At 67.0% G+C, this 18,968-nt stretch carries 14 protein-coding genes and 1 tRNA gene; 8 read left to right on the top strand and 7 right to left on the bottom strand.

The window, feature by feature from the left end; translation table 11 throughout:
- Nucleotides 1-18: 18 nt before the first annotated feature.
- Nucleotides 19-873, top strand: a complete 855-nt coding sequence (locus tag NGM10_RS03390) for a hypothetical protein (protein WP_253481822.1) — start codon at nt 19-21, stop codon at nt 871-873.
- A 340-nt stretch (nt 874-1,213) separates the two neighbouring features.
- Here the strand turns inward: NGM10_RS03390 and NGM10_RS03385 are convergent.
- The 6 genes from NGM10_RS03385 to NGM10_RS03360 form a co-directional block, all read right to left on the bottom strand.
- Nucleotides 1,214-1,284 (bottom strand) — tRNA-Gly (locus NGM10_RS03385).
- Between the two features lie 51 nt (nt 1,285-1,335).
- Nucleotides 1,336-2,007: a class I SAM-dependent methyltransferase gene (locus tag NGM10_RS03380; RefSeq protein WP_253481821.1), complete on the bottom strand. Its 672-nt coding sequence runs from the start codon at nt 2,005-2,007 to the stop codon at nt 1,336-1,338.
- Nucleotides 2,008-2,322: 315 nt separating this feature from the next.
- On the bottom strand, nt 2,323-3,372 hold the full coding sequence (locus tag NGM10_RS03375; RefSeq protein WP_253481820.1) for an RNA-guided endonuclease TnpB family protein: 1,050 nt from the start codon (nt 3,370-3,372) through the stop codon (nt 2,323-2,325).
- A gap of 348 nt (nt 3,373-3,720) precedes the next feature.
- Nucleotides 3,721-5,991, bottom strand: a complete 2,271-nt coding sequence (locus tag NGM10_RS03370; protein ID WP_253481819.1) for a type II secretion system F family protein — start codon at nt 5,989-5,991, stop codon at nt 3,721-3,723.
- Complete coding sequence (locus NGM10_RS03365) at nt 5,988-7,628, bottom strand: type II/IV secretion system ATPase subunit (RefSeq protein ID WP_253481817.1); 1,641 nt, start codon at nt 7,626-7,628, stop codon at nt 5,988-5,990. Before NGM10_RS03365 ends, NGM10_RS03370 begins: the two co-directional genes overlap by 4 nt.
- Nucleotides 7,629-7,997: 369 nt before the next feature.
- On the bottom strand, nt 7,998-8,501 hold the full coding sequence (locus NGM10_RS03360) for a DUF7549 family protein (RefSeq protein WP_253481815.1): 504 nt from the start codon (nt 8,499-8,501) through the stop codon (nt 7,998-8,000).
- A 447-nt stretch (nt 8,502-8,948) separates the two neighbouring features.
- Between NGM10_RS03360 and NGM10_RS03355 the strand changes: the two genes are divergently transcribed.
- On the top strand, nt 8,949-9,422 hold the full coding sequence (locus NGM10_RS03355) for a DUF5793 family protein (RefSeq protein WP_253481812.1): 474 nt from the start codon (nt 8,949-8,951) through the stop codon (nt 9,420-9,422).
- Nucleotides 9,423-9,738: 316 nt separating this feature from the next.
- Here NGM10_RS03355 and NGM10_RS03350 read toward each other — a convergent pair whose 3' ends face one another.
- Complete coding sequence (locus NGM10_RS03350; protein ID WP_253481809.1) at nt 9,739-10,749, bottom strand: aldo/keto reductase; 1,011 nt, start codon at nt 10,747-10,749, stop codon at nt 9,739-9,741.
- Between the two features lie 246 nt (nt 10,750-10,995).
- Between NGM10_RS03350 and NGM10_RS03345 the strand changes: the two genes are divergently transcribed.
- The 6 genes from NGM10_RS03345 (at nt 10,996) to NGM10_RS03320 (ending at nt 18,931) form a co-directional block, all read left to right on the top strand.
- Nucleotides 10,996-12,414 (top strand): phosphopentomutase/phosphoglucosamine mutase, encoded by a 1,419-nt coding sequence (locus tag NGM10_RS03345; protein ID WP_253481806.1) that lies wholly within the window; start codon nt 10,996-10,998, stop codon nt 12,412-12,414.
- A 98-nt stretch (nt 12,415-12,512) separates the two neighbouring features.
- On the top strand, nt 12,513-13,661 hold the full coding sequence (locus NGM10_RS03340; RefSeq protein ID WP_253481804.1) for a BMP family lipoprotein: 1,149 nt from the start codon (nt 12,513-12,515) through the stop codon (nt 13,659-13,661).
- 162 nt (nt 13,662-13,823) lie between these two features.
- Nucleotides 13,824-14,894 (top strand): BMP family lipoprotein, encoded by a 1,071-nt coding sequence (locus NGM10_RS03335; RefSeq protein ID WP_253481803.1) that lies wholly within the window; start codon nt 13,824-13,826, stop codon nt 14,892-14,894.
- Nucleotides 14,895-14,991: 97 nt separating this feature from the next.
- Nucleotides 14,992-16,548, top strand: coding sequence for an ABC transporter ATP-binding protein (locus NGM10_RS03330; RefSeq protein ID WP_253481801.1), 1,557 nt, complete (start codon nt 14,992-14,994; stop codon nt 16,546-16,548).
- Complete coding sequence (locus NGM10_RS03325; RefSeq protein ID WP_253481800.1) at nt 16,545-17,852, top strand: ABC transporter permease; 1,308 nt, start codon at nt 16,545-16,547, stop codon at nt 17,850-17,852. The genes NGM10_RS03330 and NGM10_RS03325 overlap by 4 nt, the downstream gene beginning before the upstream one ends.
- Nucleotides 17,849-18,931, top strand: a complete 1,083-nt coding sequence (locus NGM10_RS03320; protein ID WP_253481798.1) for an ABC transporter permease — start codon at nt 17,849-17,851, stop codon at nt 18,929-18,931. The genes NGM10_RS03325 and NGM10_RS03320 overlap by 4 nt, the downstream gene beginning before the upstream one ends.
- The last annotated feature ends 37 nt before the right edge of the window (nt 18,932-18,968 follow it).

The raw sequence follows: 18,968 nt of genomic DNA, 5'->3' as shown, positions 1-18,968 counted from the left end.
TTCGATACCCCGGAACTCATGTCCGAAGAGAGGGCCGAAGACGGAATCGATATCAAAGCGTCGGACGCATCACTCGTAACCGCTCGTAAGATCGCGGAGGAGGGGCGAAACACCCTCGAACAGCAGACTCGAACGCTCACGGACATCGACGACAAGGCGATTCGTATCTATCGGGCGAACGTCCTGCTTTTGAGTGTCATCATCGGTGCGATGTCGCTCGCTTCGGACGGGGCGTTTTCGTATTTCGCTAATCTCAACTCCATTCTCGGCCTCCTGTTGCTCGTCGTCGCCATCGCGCTCGCAGGAATCACGTACACTTCGTCCAATCTGGAGATCGGAGTGACTCACAACGATATCAGAGACGCGATAGAGGACGATTACAACTCGAAGGACCTGTATTTCCGATTGGCGAGCGGATACGCCGATTGGATAGCCGAAAACGACGACGTTCTACAGGAAAACGGCGACCTGATGGTCTATACGATCATCGTCGAGGTCTGGGCGCTCGCCTATCTCTCGGGGGGCGTAGTCGTAACTGCAATCGTGAACGCGGAGACCTATTTCATATTCGTTCACGCTCTGTTGGTCTGTCTCTGTCTCGCCGCCCTGTTCTGGAACAAGATTTGGCTCCTCGAATCGTGGTCGCTACCGAGGTATCTGAAAGCGACGGGAGGGCTCTTGGCAGTCGGTTTACTCGGTCTCTTCGGAACGTCGTTCGTCGGGCCGATGGAGGGCCTTCTTCGTGCCCCACTCCGAATCTGGGCCAGCGTCCCGCTTACAGAAAAGCGGTTCACGATAGACCTCCTGACCGCTGGATTGATTCTAGTGAGCTATCCGTTCGTGGGGTACTCCATCTACCACCTCGAATACTGAACCGTACCACAAAGAATTATAACCCGAAAAAGAATAGTAACACACAGAATGGCCGACAAGGACGACGCGTTCGAGGGCCAAAGCGTCTCGAAGGGTCCTCGACGCGAAGACCGGCAGAATAAGCTCTTGGACCGCCTTCTCGGGCGGCTCTCCGAGTAATCAGTATCCGTCTACTTCTACCGGGCGTACCAGAGCTATCTCCCAGCGGTGAGAAATCGGTGTCCCGTACCGCGGTTCGTCGTCGAAAGAGTCTGTCCTGCTGTGTCGTTCGCGAGGGGTCCGATTCCGGAGGGGTGAGACCCGTCTCCGTCAAATCACTCGAATCGGTTCGGCCCAGAAGTGCGCCGACCGGGATTTGAACCCGGGCCATGAGCTTGGAAGGCTCAGGTCCTACCACTAGACCATCGGCGCAGTCGGTCACTCTACCCGCACTCGGAAATTCACCCCCGGGCGTTAAGGGCCTTACTGTTTCGCCCGGGAGACGGTGGCGTAGCAGTTCCCGCTCGAAAGCTCGAACTCGACGAGTTCGAGCGCGCTCGCCGCGATGTCGGCCTCGAACTCCGCGGGCGAGTAGATGTGGTAAAAGCGCTCGACGCGCTCGCCGCCCGGCAGGGTCCAGTCTATCGTCGTGTCGAAGCTCTCGCTCTCCTCGAATCGGTCGTGGGCGGTGCTCCACGCGCTGACGAGCGCGGTCCCGCCGGGTGTCAGCACGCGCGCGAGTTCGTCCAGACTCGCGATTCGCAGCTCGCGGGACGGGAGGTGGTGGAGCGTCGCGACGTACACCGCCAGCCCCGCGGTCGCGTCCCGGAGCGGAATCCGCGCGGCGTCGGCCCCCACGAGGTCGGCGTCGAACCCGCGGTCTGCGGCGCGGTCGCGGGCCTCCGCGAGGAGTGCCGGACTCGCGTCGGCACCGACCACGCGGTCGGCCGACCTCGCGAGGAGTTCGGCGTGGCGGCCGTTGCCGCATCCGAGGTCGAGCGCGACCTCGACCCGGGACCGGTCGGCGAGGAACGCCTCGACCTCCGGCCACGGGTACTCGCGGGTCGCGGAGAAGTGGGCCGCGATGCGGTCGTAGGTCTCCCGGACCTCGTCGCGAGTCGCGTCGGCGACGGGCGACTCCTCGGCGTCCTCCATGTCGGTTCGTGGGCGGTGGTGAGACAAAACGGCATCGGATGTGCGGGAAAGCCGCTCGGTATAGTGGTTGCTTGACATCCTCCCCGCCCTAAAGGGCGAGGATTCCCCGAAGGGGATATTCAGGTTGCGCGTTTCCTCGGTTCTCAAGTACGCTTTCGCGTGGAACGTCGAAGGTCGCCACCGAGTTGTGACCAACGGTGTGCTTTTCAGCGCGTACAGCCCTGTCAATGGGGCCTTCCTCCCCGCATACAGCGGGCGTCAACGACGTCTGGTTGTTCAACCAGCGAGGTAGCACGGTTCGCGTCAGCCGAACTGCTACGCCGTGCATGGTTCACCCTCCCGTTGTGCGATATTCTCCGAAGCGTTCAGGTCGGCGTGGCGTCCACGACCACACTCCGAACACAAAAAGTGGTCGCCATCACGGGTTCCCATCGAACCACACTCCGAACACCGCTGGCTGGTATGGTACGCATCAACCTTCTCGACGCAGATACCAGCGCGTTCGGCTTTGTACGTGATGAACTGTTGGAGTTGGTGGAAGTGCCACGAGTGGACACCCGACCACGAACTGTTCTCACGGATGCCTTCGAGGTCTTCCATCCGAATGACGGAATTCTCGAACTGTTCCGCGAACGTAATGAGACGACGGGAGAGTTTGTGGTTCAAATCCTTGATTCGACGCTGTTCTTTGTTACCCACGCGGTTACGTGCGCGAAGCGCACCCGCTTCCGAAAGCGAATCACGTAGGGAACGATATTTGCGTCGAACGTACTTCGCCTCACCACCAGACACCAACATCGACTCACCCTCACCGTAGGCCGTCACAGCGAGGATGTGTCGTTCACCAATATCGACACCGATGGGCGTCTCACCCGACGTGTTGGTGTCATACTTGACGTTGAACGTACAGAACCAGTCGTCACTACGACGGTAGACCTGTAGGCGGGTCTTGTCGGCGTCTCCTTCGACCAGTCGGTCTACGGGGTCGGCTATGTCGTCGTACACCTCTATCGGGGTGAACCACCATTGGGAGACGCACGGGAAGCCGACGATAACCGTGCCGTTCTCGGTCGTGTCGATTTCCCAGTTTTGGTTGTTGACGGCGAACGGTTGACTCTCTCGATAGCGAACCTCACCGTCCTTGTTGTGGTCGGATTTCGCTTCTCGGATGGCCTGGTTTTGGATGGCCGAGTAGAGGTCGTTGTTGATGCTGGCGGTGGTCACGGACTTGCCGAAGTCGTCGTTCTCCCATCCGTCGATACAGAACTGTTTGGTATCACGGTAGAGATGAGCAGCGTGTTGCCACTCTTTTTTCCGTGAGAGGGATGGGTTGTGGAACTTCGCGGTGACAGTCACCGTGACCATTACAATTGTAATTAGATTTTGATGGGTTAAGTACCTATTGAAATATCAGGCCGTGCTATCGTCGGTGGACCGTGTAATCAATTGTCGGATTCATCCCCGCCCTGAAGGGCGGGGCTTTCTCCTCGCACTTCCGTAACTGAAGGTGGCGTTTCAGAAAGCCCCCGCCCGCTCGCGGTTGCTCCCCGGGATATTTCCGCGCCTCTCAGCACTGCCCGGCGCGGAAATAGTTGCCTGCGGAGCAACCACGGGCCTACGGCCCGCGAGCGGGCGGCCCCTTTCAGTCCCACCCCTGCGGTTCGCGTCACCGGCCGTAATCCGGAGGGTGAGTTCACCCACCGAAACGCCGCCTCACGGCATCACCAGGAACGCGACGTACGCGACCGCCAACAGCACGGTCGCGTGCTTCGCGCCGTTCCTGACGCTCGTCTCGCCCATCTGCCCGGCGAGGAGGCCCGAACACACCGCCTGCACCAGCGAGGCGTGGAAGAACAGGAGGGTGTAGGCGTCGACGTTCACGCTGGCGATGTCGGCCAGCGGGCCGCCCCCGACCCCTCCGCCGCCGTCGGGCGCGCCCCCGGTCGGGAGGTTCGGGATGAGGATGCTGTTGAGCGCTCCGATGATGACGAGGAACACGAAAAACGAGAGGTAGATGATGACCACGTAGGTCAGCATCTCCTGGCGGCGCTTTCGCTTGAGCCGTCGGGTGTCCTGAGCCTCGTCGGCCGCGATGCGCAGGACCTTCGCGAGGTCGCCGCTGGCGTGCATCGCGTTCCCGAGCAGGGTCACGACCCGCGTGATGGTCGGGGTGTTCACCCGGTCCTCCAGTCGGTAGAGCGCGGTCTCGGCGTCGACGCCCCACTGAACGTCGGCCCACACGCGGTCTATCTCGTCGTCGAGCGCGCCGAGGTCCCCGCCCGCGACCCGGCCAAGGCTCTCGACGACGGACATCCCGGCGTCGTTGACGCTGGCGAGGCGGTCGAGGAAGTCGGGCACCGCGGCCTCGATGGCGGCGATGCGCCGCCGGTGCAGCTCCTGCACGACCGCGAACCCCCCGAGGACGGCCAGTGCGGCCTGCACGACGAAGTCGTCGACGAGTCGGAGCGTGAGCGACCCCGCCGCGAGGTGGGGCCACGCTCGGACGGCAACCGAGAGCACGCCGAGCGGGACCAGCGCGTAGAGCACGAGTGTCGGTCGGTCTCGGAGGGTCCGGACCGGGTCCGAGACGAGGTCCCGGAGCCAGCGCACGCGCTCGAAGGCGTCGAGGCGCTCGAAGTTCGCGGCGGCGGAGTCGACATCGGGGCGACCCCCGGCCACCGGATCGGTCGGGTCGCCGGGGGCGTCGGCGACGCCCCCGGCGACCGCGTTGTCGCGGTGGGACGCGGTCTCGTCGCGGGCCACGCTTTCGCCGCGGGTGACGCTCCCGCCGTCGCTTCGAGCGAGCGCCCCGCGGCCCGCGGCGTCTGCAGACGCCGCGGGCCGCTCGACGCCGTCCCGGTCGGCGTCGGGCGAATCGGTCCGCCGGACGCCCGAGAGCAAGCCCGGAGCGAGGTCCACGTCGCGGTCCTCGCGGGTCGCCCGCAGGGACTCGGTGATGCTGTCGAGGTAGATGACGAACCCGGCGTTCGCCAGCGGGAGCGCGAAGTAGACGATGACACGCAGGAGCGAGAGGGTGTCCCCGAGCGCCATCAGCCCCATGATGACGAGGATGGTGATGAAAAGCAGGGGCGCGACCACGAACACCGAGACGTACGCCTCCGCGAGGGTGGCGAGGAGTTCGAGGAACGACTCCTGCTGGGCCTCGGCGTCCTCCTGGTAGCGCTCGTACTGGTCGTCGAGGTACGCCGGGATGGACTGGCCGCTCTGGAGCACGCTGGCGAGGTTCTCGGCGAAGTCGCCGAACTTCTCGCTTGGCGTGCGGTCGGCGAGTCGCTCGATGGCCGACAGCATGTCGAGACCGGCGTAGTCCATCGACTTGGCCGCGACCGAGAGCTCCTCGGCGGCTTCGCCGTAGACGCTCCGGTTTCGCGCGAGCGTCCGCAGTATCTCGGGGAACGCCATCCCGCTGCGCGAGAGGGCGTAGACGAACGCCACCGTGCGCGCGATGCTCTCGTCGATCTTGCGCTCGCGGGCGTTCGCCCTGTAGGAGAGGTTCTCCCACCGAATCCAGTAGGTCAGGCCCCCGGCGGCCGCGCCGAGGACGGCGCTGCTGGCCAGCAGGACGCCGAACAGTTCGCCGACCGAGAGGTCGGGGTCGACCAGCAGGTCGGCGAGGAACCAGAGCCGGGTCGGGAGGGTCGCCCGAATCGTCTCGGGCGGGATTCCGAGGACCGCCAGCACCCCCGCCACGAGGTAGACGCCCGCGACGCTCCCGACCACCGCGGCGACCCCCGAGTACAGCAGGGTCTTGGCGGCGTACATCCGGTAGGTGTCGTCGAGGTGGACCGACTGGAGGAGCCCCCGGCGCTCGCGGTGTCGCCTGCCGCGGTCGGCGACCCACCCGCCGAACGCCGCGAGCGAGAGGTGGGTCACGACCCGGTCGCCGGGCCGGGTCAGCGGCGCGAGCGCCAGCGCGAGCGCGACGAGCGCGACGACCGCGAGGGGGAGGAACTCGAGCATCATTCGAACCCGGCCGAGACCTGGTCGTCGAGGTCGATGGCGTCTAGCACGCGCTCGGGGTGGGCGTAGTACTCGTTGACCATCGCGGTGAACCGCCGGTAGTCGGTGACGCCGCTCTCGCGGAGGTACTGGAGGACGCGCTTGCGGTCCCGGACCTCCCCGAGGAGTTGGCTCCGCGACCACCCGCGCTCGTCCTGTATCTCGTCGAGGACGGTGCTGTCGTCGCGCCGGAAGGTGTCCCGGTTGGCGTTCCACGAGAAGGCCGTCGAGTAGTCGAGGTCGCCGGTCCGCTGGTCGATGCCCTCTATCTCGGCGAGGGTGCGGTTCCTGCGCACGCGCTCGTCGCCGACGTAGGTCAGCGTCTGGACCGAGAGGATGTCGAGGCTCTGTATCATCGCCCGCGGGACGTTGATGGGCTCGTTTTCGAGACGATTGATGACGGTCTGGACCGAGTCGGCGTGCATCGTCGAGTAGGTGGTGTGGCCGGTGTTCATCGCCTGGAACAGCGTCATGGCCTCCTCGCCGCGGACCTCCCCGACCACGATGTACTCCGGGCGGTGGCGCAGGGCCGACCGGAGGAGGTCGTACATCGTGATGTCGGCGCCCGCGCCCCTTCGCTCGCGCGTGACCGACGACAGCCAGTTGTCGTGATACAGCGCGAGTTCGCGGGTGTCCTCGATGGTCAGCACCTTCGAGCGCGGCGGGATGAACATCGAGATGGCGTTCATCGAGGTGGTCTTGCCCGAGGCCGTGCCCCCGGCGAAGATGAGCGACTTGTTCGACTCGATGGCGAGCCAGAGGTACGCCATCTGGTCGAGGCTGAAGGTGCCGTACTCGATCAGGTCCACCGGAGTGAACGGCTCGTCGGCGTACTTCCGGATGGTGAACGCCGACCCGCGCGGGGTGACCTCCTCGCCGAGCGCCAGCTCGGCCCGAGAGCCGTCGGGAAGGGTGGCCTCGACCACGGGGTCGCCGATGCTGACGTGCTTGCCCGACCGCTGGGCGAGCCGGACCACGAGGTTGTCGAGTTCCTCCTTGCCGTACACCACGTTGGTCTCGATGTCGGTGTACCCGTCGTGGTAGACGAAGATGGGCAGGTCGTAGCCGTCACACGAGATGTCCTCGATGCCGGGGTCGCGCATCAGCGGGTCGAGCTTGCCGAACCCGCGGAACGACCGGTAGAGGTAGTAGAACAGCCGATAGAAGCTCGCGGGCTCGATTTCGACGCCGTACACCGACAGGAGTTCGCGGAGTTCGTCTTTCAGCACCGCCTCGGCGTCCTCGTCGGTCCCCTCGCCGACCTCCCGTCGGTGGATGAGCGAGTCGCGGATGTCTTCGAGCAGTCGGTCGAGCAGGTCGGCTTCGAGGTCGTCGAGGTCGGGTTCGACGACGTGGTAGCGGTGCTCGTTCTCCTCGTCGTCGTAGTTGACCGAGACGAAGGCGAACGGGGCGTTGACCCAGTAGCGGTCGACCTCCTCGAAGCCGTCGAGCCCCGAGAACGAGACCAGCGGCCCGTGGTCGTCGGGGTCGTAGCCGTCGACCTCGACGGCAGACCCCCGGATGACCTCCGCGGTCCGACGGAGCGTCCGCTCGAACTCCTGGATGCGAATCCGAACGTCGTCGGTGGTCCACTGGGACATGGCTGGGTCCGGGCCGGGAATCGTGCCCCGCACACCGGTTCACCCGCCACATCGAATCGGCGGTACTTAAATCAACGGTCGGGCGTCTCGCGGGACCGACGCCGTGTCGTGCAGGGCGACTAATTCACCTCGGGTGGTCCTCGTGAGCGAAGCGAACGAGGGCTCCTCGGAGCCTGTCTCCGACGGTGGACTGAAAGGGGCCGGGCGGTCACGCGAGCGAAGCGAGTGTGACCTCGGAAGACGCGGTTTGTCTTCGGGCGCTCGCGGGCCGAAGGCCCGCGAGCGTCCGGGGGCTTTCGAAGACGTAGCTATTTCTCACTGTGCAATGACACGCGAAATGCTCACAGAACCCACAGAAGCCCTATCGATTCACTCCCGACGCGCACCGAGCAGGACGCCGCCGAGGAGGTACAGCAGGACGACCCCGACCGGAATCGGCAGACCCGGGAACCCCCGGGTCCAGAGCAGCCACGTCGCGGCCGTGAGGACGACGCCCGCGAGCGCGAGCAGGCCGCCGATGACCCGGACCGCGTCGAACCGCGAGCGCTCGAACCGCGCCTCGTAGCGATAGAGCAGGACGCTCACGAGGACGGCCGCGCCCACGACCGCCGCGCCGACCGCCCACGCGGTGTAGGCCGCCGCGATGGGGTGGCCCTGCTGGTAGGCCCGCGCGCCGAGTGGGGTCGAGACCGCGACACCCTCGGCCAGCGGGATGCCGAACGCGAACCGCACCTGCGCGAACGGAAAGCGGACGAACAGAACGCTTCCGAGGCCCGAAAGCGTCGAGTACGTGATGTTCCACGGGACGAGCGCCGCGAGCCACGCCGACACGACGGCGAGCTCTCCGGCGTACTCCGAGCGTACCCAGACCATGCGGAGGACCGCGAAGCCCCGACGGTAAAAGCTATCGGGACGAGAGCGGCCCGACGAGACGCGCGGGACGGAGCGACATCGTTCGTTGCTCGTCCCGGGAGAGCGAGACCGTCGTCGTAACGAGAGGATTAGAACCGAAACCCGAACTGACCGGCCAGCAATCGCTTCGTGAGGCGGCCGAACGGTCGACACGGGGGCGCCGGTTGAACGAGGTCCCGCGGTTGCGGTGCACGTTCACCGACGAGGGCTACCGCGTCACGCGCTATCAGGACGGCCACGCCGCCTTCAGTGCGCGGTCCGAACCGTAGCGACTGCGGGCGGCGCGTCGGCCGCGAACGCGGCCGACGCGCCGCCAGAGCATCCGTAACACGTCTGATAAATCATCCGTCCGGAGACCTCCGGCGGCGTTACGTTCATGACGCGCCGGACCATACGAGGGCATACGGAATGAGGCGCGACTACTTCACGCTGGACGTTCGAAACATCGACTGGGTCGAAGAGGGCGGCGAGGCTCGGAAGCCGACCGTAATCATCGATTTCGAGGGGCCCTCTTCGACGCTCCGCGAGCGCCTCACGGGGATGGACGACGAACTGCTCGACGCCGGAGAGACCGACGTCGCGTTCCGCCTCCAGGGTTCGATAGACGACGAGGACGCGACCGGGGTCGTCAGCGTCACCAACCGCATCACGGGCGACTTCGTCCTCGAACTCAACGAGGACGCCGACGACGTGCTGAAGTTCATCCAGGCCGCCCGCGAGTACGGCAAGGAGTCGGGCGACGCCGACGGACGCTACCACGTCGAGATCAGCATCAACGACGACGACCTCGTCGAGTACGACAAGGGGACCTTCCTCGTCTACAACAGCGAGGGCAACCTCCTGCGCCAGCACAGCCTCATCCCGAGCGGCGTCGAACTCTGAACGGGCCCGTGTCGCTCGCCGGGGGCTCGCCCGCCCACCGCTACAGCGTCCCGAACACCACCAGCACCACCGCGATGACGAACGCGAGCAGGACGATGCTCCAGAGCAGGTAGTCGAACAGCCCCTCCGGCGTGGTGAGACTCGGCAGTTGCATGGTACCTTCTCCGACGACCGAACGCTTAGTAGTCACGGCGAACGCCCCGCTTTCGCGGGTTCGGGGCCGACTGCGTCGTCGGTCGTCGGGACGGCCAGCGCCCTCGGACGAATCGGCGCGACCCGCGCCCCCGGACGGGGCGACGGTAGAACCGGCGGCCGCTCAGAGACCGGCGTACGGACCGCCCTTCGCCTCGGTGAGCCGGTCGACCTGCTCGGCGGTGAGGTCGATTGCGGCCGCCGCGAGGTTCTCCTCCAGCTGGTCGGTCGTGCGCGCGCCGACGATGGGCGCGGTGACCCCTCGCCGGTGCATCAGCCACGCGAGCGCGGTCTGGGCGGGCGTGGCGTCGACCTCGTCGGCCACCGCGTCGAGCTCGTCGTGAACGTCGAAGTTCTCCTCGGTCAGGTAGGCGTCCTGGAACCGGCTGGACTCGGCGGCCCGCGACTCCCCGCGGAGGCCGTCCTCGCGGCTGTACTTCCCGGTCAGGAAGCCCTGCCCGAGCGGGCTCCACGGGCAGACCGCGAGGTCCTCGCTGTGGGCCATCTCGAGGTAGTCGCCCTCAATCTCGCGGTCGACGAGGTTGTAGCGGGGCTGGAGGACCGCGAACGGCTCCCAGCCCTCGGCGCGAGCGATCTCGTTTGCCTTCGCCACCTTCCAGGCGTTGGGTCGCAGCGTCGAGGCACCGAGGTAGTGAACCTTCCCGGCCTCGACGAGGCCGTTCAGCGTCTTCATCATCTCGCGCGTCGAGGTCAGGTCGTCCCAGCGGTGGATGTAGAGGACGTCGACGTAGTCGGTGTCGAGTCGGTCGAGGATGCGGTCGACCCGGTGGCGGAGGTTCTTGCGGTTGGTCCCCCGGCTGTTCGGGTCGTCGTCGCGTATCTGCCAGTAAATCTTCGACGCGACGGTGAACCGCTCGCGGTCGCGCTCGGCCAGCCAGTTGCCGATCCACTCCTCGGCCTTGCCGCCGCCGTAGACGTCGGCGGCGTCGATGAAGCGCCCGCCAGCCGCCTCGTAGGCGTCGAGCAGTTCGTACGCGCGGTCCTCGTCGATCTCGACGTTGCCCTGCTCGGTCTCCTTGCCGAACCGCCAGGTGCCGAACTGGAGTTCGCTCGTGTGGATTCCGGTTCCGCCGAACTGGACGAAGTCGAGGTCGAGTGCGTCTGCGTCGGTCATGCTCGTCTCCACCTACCGGGCGTCGGCCCAAAAGGGTTCAGTAATCGGCAGAGCGACGGGGTTCGACGGCGTCCGGTCGCGTCCCTCGCCTCGCCCGCCGACGCGCCTCGCTTTCCGCCCCCGCACCGGACGCCGACGTGCCTCGCTTTCCACCCCCGCATCCGCCGCCGACGCGCCTCGGTCGCCGGGCGGCGACCGAGGCGCGAACCGAGGAAAGCTAAGTATCCGGGACCGTGAGTGTCGGGCATGGACCTCTTCGGAACCGCGGGCATCCGCGGGAGCGCAGTCGAGACGGTGACGCCGGAACTGGCGCTCGCGGTCGGGCGGGCGGCGGGCCGCGACGGGTCGGAGTTCGTCGTGGCGCGCGACGGCCGCGAGACCGGCCCGGCGCTGGCGGCCGCGATGGAGGCCGGACTGGAGAGCGCCGGTGCCGACGTGCGTCGGGCGGGCCGACTCCCGACCCCCGCGCTCGCGTTCGCCTCGCGGGGGCGGCGCGGCGTGATGATCACCGCGAGCCACAACCCCCCGACCGACAACGGAATCAAGCTGTTCGCCGACGGGCAGGAGTACGACCGCGAGGCCGAACTGACCGTCGAAGACCGGGTCGAGGCCGACGACCCGCCGGGGGCGTGGGACGAGTGGGGCGACAGCGAGCGCGTGGGCGTCCTCGACGCCTACCGCGACGCCGTGGTCGAGTACACCGTCGAGCGAAGCTCGACGAGCAATCGGACGCAGTCCGATGACGCGCGCCAGCAGGGCGCGCCCCTCGACGGCCTCCGGGTCGCGGTCGACTGCGGTAACGGCGTGGCCGCGCTCGCCACGCCGCAGGTACTCCGGGCGCTCGGCGCGGAGGTCGTCACCCTCAACGCGAACGTCGACGGCCACTTCCCCGGCCGCGAGAGCAAGCCCACCCCCGAGACGCTGGCCGACCTCCGGGAGTTCGTTCGGACCGGCGACGCCGAACTCGGCATCGGTCACGACGGCGACGCCGACCGCATCGTCGTGGTCGACTCCGACGGGGAGGTTGTCCACGAGGACACCGTGGTCGCGGTCCTCGCGGCACACTACACTCGCGAGAGCGACGCCGCCGACCCCGTGGTCGTCACGACGCCGAACGCGTCCGGACGAATCGACGAGCGCGTCGAGGCCGAGGGGGGCCGAGTCGAACGCGTTCGACTCGGCGCGCTCCACGAGGGCATCGCGACCGCGCGCGAGGACGGCGGCCCCGACACCGAGGTCGCGTTCGCGGCCGAACCGTGGAAGCACGTCCACACCCGCTTCGGCGGGTGGATAGACGGCGTCACCAGCGCCGCGGTCGTCTGCCGACTCGTCGCGGAGGCTGGCGGGGTCGGCCCCCTCCGAGAGCCCGTGACCGAGCGCCCCTACCGCAAGCGCAGCGTCTCGTGTCCCGACGCCGCCAAGGGCGGGGCGATGGAGCGACTGGAGACCGCGATTCCCGAGCGGTTCCCCGAGGCGTCGGTCGAGACCGAGTACGGCGTCCGGGCCGCCTTCCCGGACGGGTCGTGGGTGCTGGTCCGGCCGAGCGGCACGGAGCCGTACGTCCGGGTCTACGCCGAGAGCGACGACGTCGACGCGCTGGTGGCCGAGGCGGTCGCGGTCGTCGAGGCGGCCGTCGAGGCGACCGCGGTCGGCGACTCGGAGTAGCATTCGTCGCCGTAGCGCTCGCTGATTCTACTATCTCCCACCGTCCGATAGCTGAAGCGACGAATTTATGCCGAACTGTCCGTGTCTCTCTGGTAGAGATGGTGAAAATAGATCCGCGGCGGCGGCGATTCCTCGAACTCACAGGTGGCGCGGGCGCGGTTGGCGTGACCGGTCTCGCGGGATGTCTCGGCGGCCAAGACGACGGCTCGGACGACGAGGGCAACCAAAGCGACGGCTCGGACGACGAGGGGACCGAGAGCGGCTCCGACGGCGGAGACGACAGCGCGGGCGACATCGGGATGGTGTACGCGACGGGTGGGCTCGGTGACAACTCGTTCAACGACATGGCTCACACCGGCGTTCAGGGCGCCGAGGACGAGTTCGGCATCTCGTTCCGGAACGCCGAACCCGAGAGCCAGAGCGACGTCGCGAACCTCCAGCGCCGGTTCGCCCGGTCGTCGGACCCCGACTACGACCTCATCTGTTGCATCGGCTACGTGCAGGCCGACGCGCTCGCGGAGAACGCCCAAGAGTTCTCCGACCAGAACTTCACCGTCGTCGACGAGGTGGTCGAAGAGTCGAACGTCGAGAGCTACACGTTCCGCGAACACGAGGGGTCGTTCCAGGTCGGTCACATGGCCGGTCTGCTGACCGAGATGGACTTCAGCGCGGGCGCTGGCGAGACCACCGACGACGCGGTCGTCGGGTTCGTCGGCGGCGAGGAGTCCCCCCTCATCGAGAAGTTCGAGGCCGGATACACGGCCGGAGTCAAGCACGCCAACGAGGACATCGAGGTCCGGTCGGCGTACGCCGGGTCGTTCAACGACTCCGCGCAGGGCCAGGAGATCGCGCTGTCGATGTTCGACGAGGGCGCGGACGTCATCTTCCACGCCGCGGGCGGCACCGGCAACGGCGTGTTCAAGGTGGCCCAGGAGGAGGGCCGGTTCGCGGTCGGCGTCGACGCCGACCAGTCCGAGAGCCTGCCCGAGTACGACGACGTCATCCTCGCCAGCATGGTCAAGCGCGTCGACGAGGCGGTGTACCGCTCGGTCGAGAACGTCGTGAACGGCGAGTTCGAGGGCGGCCAACTCAACGAGCTCGGCCTCGAACAGGACGGCGTCGAGGTCGTCTACGGTCAGGGACTCGAAGACGACATCCCCGAGGAGGTCACGTCCACGCTCGAAGACTCCCACGACGCCATCGTGGACGGCGACATCGAGGTGCCGACCGACCCCGACGAGGTCTGAGGCCGTCGGTTCGCCCCGCCGACCTCGGCCGCGGCCGAGGTCGGCGCGGTGGGATTCGTCCGGAAGTCTGAATTCGCCGACGAGTCGGAACTCGTCGGTTTCGCGCGAGTCGCCCGGCAACAAAGCGTCGATTTCTTTGCCCGGGGTGTCGAGATGAGGGGTATGTGGGGGAGAAACACACGCAGACAGTTCGTGAGCGGGCTGGCCGCGGCGCTCGGAACCGCCGGGGTCGTGGGGAACGTCGGGGCCGCCGGGGTCGGACAGGACGGGGCGGTCAACGTGGGGATGGTGTACGCGACGGGCGGGCTGGGCGACAACTCGTTCAACGACATGGCCCACACCGGCGTTCAGGACGCCGCCGAGGAGTTCGGGGTGGAGTTCCGGAACGCCGAACCCGAGAGCCAGAGCGACGTCGCGAACCTCCAGCGCCGGTTCGCCCAGTCGTCGAATCCCGACTACGACCTCATCTGTTGCATCGGGTTCGTCCAGCGGGACGCGCTCGCGGAGAACGCCCAGCAGTTCTCCGACCAGAACTTCATGGTCGTGGACACGACGGTCGAGGAACCCAACGTCTCCAGTTACGTGTTCGAGGAACACCAGGGGTCGTTCCAGGTGGGCCACCTCGCCGGTCTGCTCACGACACGCGAGTTCAGCGCGGGTGCTGGCGAGACCAACGAGGAGTCGCTCGTGGGCTTCGTCGGCGGCCAAGAGGTCCCGCTCATCGAGCGGTTCGAGACCGGGTACCGGGCCGGGGTCGCCCACGCGAACGAGGACATCGAGGTCCGGTCGGCGTACGTCGGGTCGTTCAACGACCCCGCGCAGGGTCAGGAGGTCGCGCTGTCGATGTTCGACGAGGGCGCTGACATCGTCTACCACGCCGCGGGCGGCACCGGCAACGGCGTGTTCCAGGCGGCCCAACAGGAGGGCAGATTCGCGATTGGAGTGGACGCCGACCAGTCCGAGAGCCTGCCCGAGTACGACGACGTCATCCTCGCCAGCATGGTCAAGCGGGTGGACCAAGCCGTGTTCCGGTCGGTCGAGAGCGTCGTGAACGACGCGTTCGAGGGCGGCGGGGTCAACGAGCTCGGACTCGAAGAGGACGGCGTCGCGGCGGTGTACGGTCGGGGGCTCGAAGACGACATCCCCGAGGAGGTCGTCCAGCGCGTCGAGGAGTCCCGCGAGGCGATAATCGCGGGCGACATCGAGGTGCCCGCCGAACCGGGCGACCTCTGATTCCGCCGATACGTCGGTCGAATCACCGATAATTCGTTTGAAGCATCGGCCGGAAATCCGGTTCTCTTAAGCATACTGGCCCGGAACACCGACCAAGATGAGCACGGCCGTCACTCTGGACGGGATAACCAAACGGTTCCCCGGCGTCGTCGCCAACGACGAGGTGGACCTCGAGGTCGAGGCCGGGACCGTTCACGCGCTACTCGGTGAGAACGGCGCAGGAAAGACCACGTTGATGAACGTGCTGTACGGCCTGTATCGCCCCGACGGCGGCCAAATCCGTCTCCACGGCCAGCCCCGGACGTTCGAGACCCCGCGGGACGCAATCGACGCTGGCGTCGGGATGATCCACCAGCACTTCATGCTCGTCGACACGCTCACCGTCGCCGAGAACATCGTCCTCGGTCACGAACCCCGCAAGTGGGGCGGACTGGCCGTCGACCGCGCTCGCGCCGAGCGCGAGGTCCGGGAACTCAGCCAGCGGTACGGCTTCGACGTGGACCCCGACGCGCGGATCGAGGACGTGAGCGTCGGCGTCCAGCAACGCGTCGAGATTCTCAAGGCGCTGTACGGCGGGGCGGACGTACTGATTCTCGACGAACCGACCGCGGTCCTCACGCCACAGGAGGTCGAGGACCTCTTCGAGGTGTTCGACGAACTCGCGGCCGAGGACAAGACGATAATCTTCATCACCCACAAACTCGGGGAGGCGATGGAGGCGGCCGACGAGATCACCGTGCTTCGGGACGGCAAGAACGTCGGGAGCGTCGACACCGACGAGACGTCTCGCGAGCAACTCGCGGAACTCATGGTGGGTCGGGAGGTCCTGCTCGAAGCCGACAAGGACCCCGCCGACGTGGGCGAGGCGGGACTGTCGGTGTCCGGCCTCCGCGTGACCGACGACCGCGGCGTCGAGCAGGTCAGCGACGTGGACATCGAGGCGCGCGAGGGCGAAGTGTTCGGCATCGCGGGGGTGGACGGCAACGGTCAGTCCGAACTCGTAGAGGCGATCACGGGGCTTCGGACGCCCGATTCGGGACGGGTCTCGCTCCACGGCGAGGACGTGACCGACCGCTCCCGGCGCGAGCGAATCGACGAGGGGATGGCCTACATCCCCGAGGACCGACAGGAGCGCGGGCTCGTGATGGGATTCGACCTCGTGGAGAACGGCCTGCTCGGAAGTCAGCACGCCCGCCCGTACGCCGAGAACGGCCGCATCGACTGGTCGCGGACCCGCGACCACGCCGAGGCGGTCATCGAGGAGTACGACGTCCGCCCGCCGAACCCCGACGCCGAGGCCGAATCGCTGTCGGGCGGCAACCAGCAGAAGTTCATCGTGGGACGGGAGTTCGCTCGCGACCCCGACGTGGTGGTCGCCTCCCACCCGACCCGCGGGGTGGACGTGGGGTCCATCGAGTTCATCCACGACCGCCTGCTCGACCTCCGGCGGGAGGGCAAGACCATCCTGCTCGTCTCCTCGAAACTCGACGAGGTCCGACAGCTCTCGGACCGACTCGGCGTGATGTACGAGGGCGAACTCGTCGACGTCGTGGACCCCGAGCGCGTGACCGAAGAGCAACTCGGCCTGCTGATGGCGGGCGAGACGCCCGAGGACGCCCCGAGCATCGCTAGCGCCAGCGGGGGCGACGCATGAGCGGCGACGACGCCGAGGACTCGGTCGACGGCGGAGGCGACTCGGGTGGTCGGTTCGGCCGAACCCTCGGCCGACTCGTCGACGCCTCGGCGGTCGAGCGAATCCTCATCAGCCTCGCGGCGCTCGTGCTGTCGGTCGTGGTCGGCACGCTCGTCATCCTCGTCTCGGGGCTGGTGCTGTCGCCGTGTCCGTCGACCCCGTTCGCCTCGATTCCGGGCGTCGGCGCGTTCTGCTACGACCCCATCGAGGTGTATCGGGTCCTCGTGGTGGGCGCGTTCGGTTCGACGTACAACCTCGGAATCACGCTGAAGGAGACGACCTTGCTCGTGTTCACCGGGCTGTCGGTCGCGGTCGCGTTCCGGGCGGGCCTGTTCAACATCGGGACGCAGGGCCAGCTCGTCCTCGGCGCGCTCGGGACCGGTCTCGGAGTCGTGTGGGCCGCGCCGTTCGTGCCCGCCGGACTCGTCGGCGGCGTCGTCCTCGCCGCGTTCGGCCTCCTCGCTGGCGCGCTGGTCGGCGGCGTCTGGGGCGCGATTCCGGGCGCGCTGAAGGCGTACGCCGACGCCAACGAGGTCATCACCACCATCATGCTCAACTTCGTCGCGACGGGACTCGCGCTCACCCTCGTCTCGGAGGTGTTCAAGGACCCCGAGACGCAGAACATCCAGACGCGGGCGGTCCCCGAGCACGCGGAGTTCCCGCCGTCGCTACTCGGCGTTCAGGACTTCTCGATATTCGTGCTAATCGGCGGTATCGCCCTCGCGGTGGGGGTCTACTGGATGCTCCGCGGGACGACGTTCGGCTACGACCTCCGGACCAGCGGCGAACAGCCCGACGCCGCCGAGTACGGCGGCGTCGATGCCAAGCGGATGACGGTGACGAGCATGGCGCTCTCGGGTGCCATCGCCGGAATCGGCGGCGCGGTGTACGTGCTGATGGTCGCCGGATACTGGCAGGAGGGGATTCCGTCGCTCGGCTTCGACGGCATCACGGTGTCCATCCTCGCGGGCAACAACCCCATCGGCGTGCTCCCCGCGTCCCTACTGTTCGGGGCGTTGAAGGGCGGGAGCCTCGCCATCGAGTTCGAACTCGCGGTTCCCCAGGAACTCGTCGGCATCCTCCGCGGCCTCGTCATCCTGTTCGTCGCGATGCCCGAGTTCTTCCGGATGATCGGGATTCGCTACGATTACGGCGACGACGCGACGGTCGCCGCCGACGGGGCGGGACCCGAAGACCCCGGGACCGACCGGGACTCGGGGCCGACCGACGCGTCCGACGACGACGAGGGAGGTGAGGACCGATGAGCGTCGGCCGCCTCCCGACCGGTCGTCGGCTACTCGTAGCGCTCGGTGGGCTCGCGGTCGCGGCGCTCCTCGCGGTGGAGCTACTGTTCCCCGCGAATCCGATCACCGACATCGCGGTCGTCCTCGCCACCATCGTCGTCGACGCGAACTACGTGAGCTCCGTGTTGCGGCTCACGGTTCCGATAGCGTTCGCGGCGCTCGGCGGCATCTTCGCCGAGAAGTCCGGCGTCATCAACATCGGTCTCGAAGGACTGCTCATCATCTCGGCGTTCACGTCGCTGGCGGCCGCGGCCGCGCTCGGTGGCGGCGACCCGAACCAGACCCAACTCTGGCTCGGGTTCGGTATCGCGGTGCTGGTGAGCACGTTGTTCGCGCTCCTGTTCGCGATAGTCTGTATCGAGTTCAAGGCCGACCAGATAATCGCGGGGCTGGCGGTGTGGCTCATCGCGCTCGGTCTCGCGCCGTTCGCCAGCAAGGTCATCTGGGGACAGGTCAACAGTCCGACCATCGGGACGTTCGACGACTGGACGGTCCCGCTACTCGCCGAGATTCCGTTCGTCGGTCCGGTGCTGTTCGACGCCAGTCCGATGGTGTACCTGTTGCTCGTCGCGGTGGCCGCGTCGTGGTACGTCCTGAACCGGACCGCGTTCGGCCGGTGGATAGAGGCCAGCGGCGAGAACCCGAAGGCGCTCGACACCGTCGGCGTGGACGTGCGGAAGGTCCGGTACGCGGGCGTCCTGCTGTCGGGATTCCTCTCGGGCATCGGCGGTGCGGGGCTCGCCATCGGCCGCGTCGGGCAGTTCATCGGCGGCGGCACCACGATGATCAACGGACGCGGCTGGATCGGCATCACCGCCTACCTGTTCGGTAACTACAACCCGGTCGGCGCGTTCGGCGGGTCGTTCCTGTTCGCGAGCCTCGACGCGTTGCAGTTCCGCCTCCAGCAGGTCGGGTACAACGTTCCGAGCGACCTCATCGGAATCATCCCCTACGTGACGGTCGTGGTGGTGCTGGCGTTCGTCGGCCGGACGCGGATTCCCTCGGCGGCGGGCGAGCACTACGAGTCCGGCGAGGAGTAGCGAACCGCCCGAGCGGTCCGGAACTTTACTATCGTGG

Source organism: Halorussus salilacus (genome assembly GCF_024138125.1).
In the GTDB taxonomy this organism is placed as follows: domain Archaea; phylum Halobacteriota; class Halobacteria; order Halobacteriales; family Haladaptataceae; genus Halorussus; species Halorussus salilacus.
The sequence above is the reverse complement of the archived record's forward strand: the minus strand, read 5'-3'. Positions and strand labels throughout refer to the sequence as shown.

Coding starts and splice junctions, on each gene's coding strand:
- NGM10_RS03390 (WP_253481822.1), top strand. CDS start 19: ATGTCCGAAGAGAGGGCCGAAGACGGAATCGATATCAAAGCGTCGGAC.
- NGM10_RS03380 (WP_253481821.1), bottom strand. CDS start 2,007: ATGGAGGACGCCGAGGAGTCGCCCGTCGCCGACGCGACTCGCGACGAG.
- NGM10_RS03375 (WP_253481820.1), bottom strand. CDS start 3,372: ATGGTCACGGTGACTGTCACCGCGAAGTTCCACAACCCATCCCTCTCA.
- NGM10_RS03370 (WP_253481819.1), bottom strand. CDS start 5,991: ATGATGCTCGAGTTCCTCCCCCTCGCGGTCGTCGCGCTCGTCGCGCTC.
- NGM10_RS03365 (WP_253481817.1), bottom strand. CDS start 7,628: ATGTCCCAGTGGACCACCGACGACGTTCGGATTCGCATCCAGGAGTTC.
- NGM10_RS03360 (WP_253481815.1), bottom strand. CDS start 8,501: ATGGTCTGGGTACGCTCGGAGTACGCCGGAGAGCTCGCCGTCGTGTCG.
- NGM10_RS03355 (WP_253481812.1), top strand. CDS start 8,949: ATGAGGCGCGACTACTTCACGCTGGACGTTCGAAACATCGACTGGGTC.
- NGM10_RS03350 (WP_253481809.1), bottom strand. CDS start 10,749: ATGACCGACGCAGACGCACTCGACCTCGACTTCGTCCAGTTCGGCGGA.
- NGM10_RS03345 (WP_253481806.1), top strand. CDS start 10,996: ATGGACCTCTTCGGAACCGCGGGCATCCGCGGGAGCGCAGTCGAGACG.
- NGM10_RS03340 (WP_253481804.1), top strand. CDS start 12,513: ATGGTGAAAATAGATCCGCGGCGGCGGCGATTCCTCGAACTCACAGGT.
- NGM10_RS03335 (WP_253481803.1), top strand. CDS start 13,824: ATGTGGGGGAGAAACACACGCAGACAGTTCGTGAGCGGGCTGGCCGCG.
- NGM10_RS03330 (WP_253481801.1), top strand. CDS start 14,992: ATGAGCACGGCCGTCACTCTGGACGGGATAACCAAACGGTTCCCCGGC.
- NGM10_RS03325 (WP_253481800.1), top strand. CDS start 16,545: ATGAGCGGCGACGACGCCGAGGACTCGGTCGACGGCGGAGGCGACTCG.
- NGM10_RS03320 (WP_253481798.1), top strand. CDS start 17,849: ATGAGCGTCGGCCGCCTCCCGACCGGTCGTCGGCTACTCGTAGCGCTC.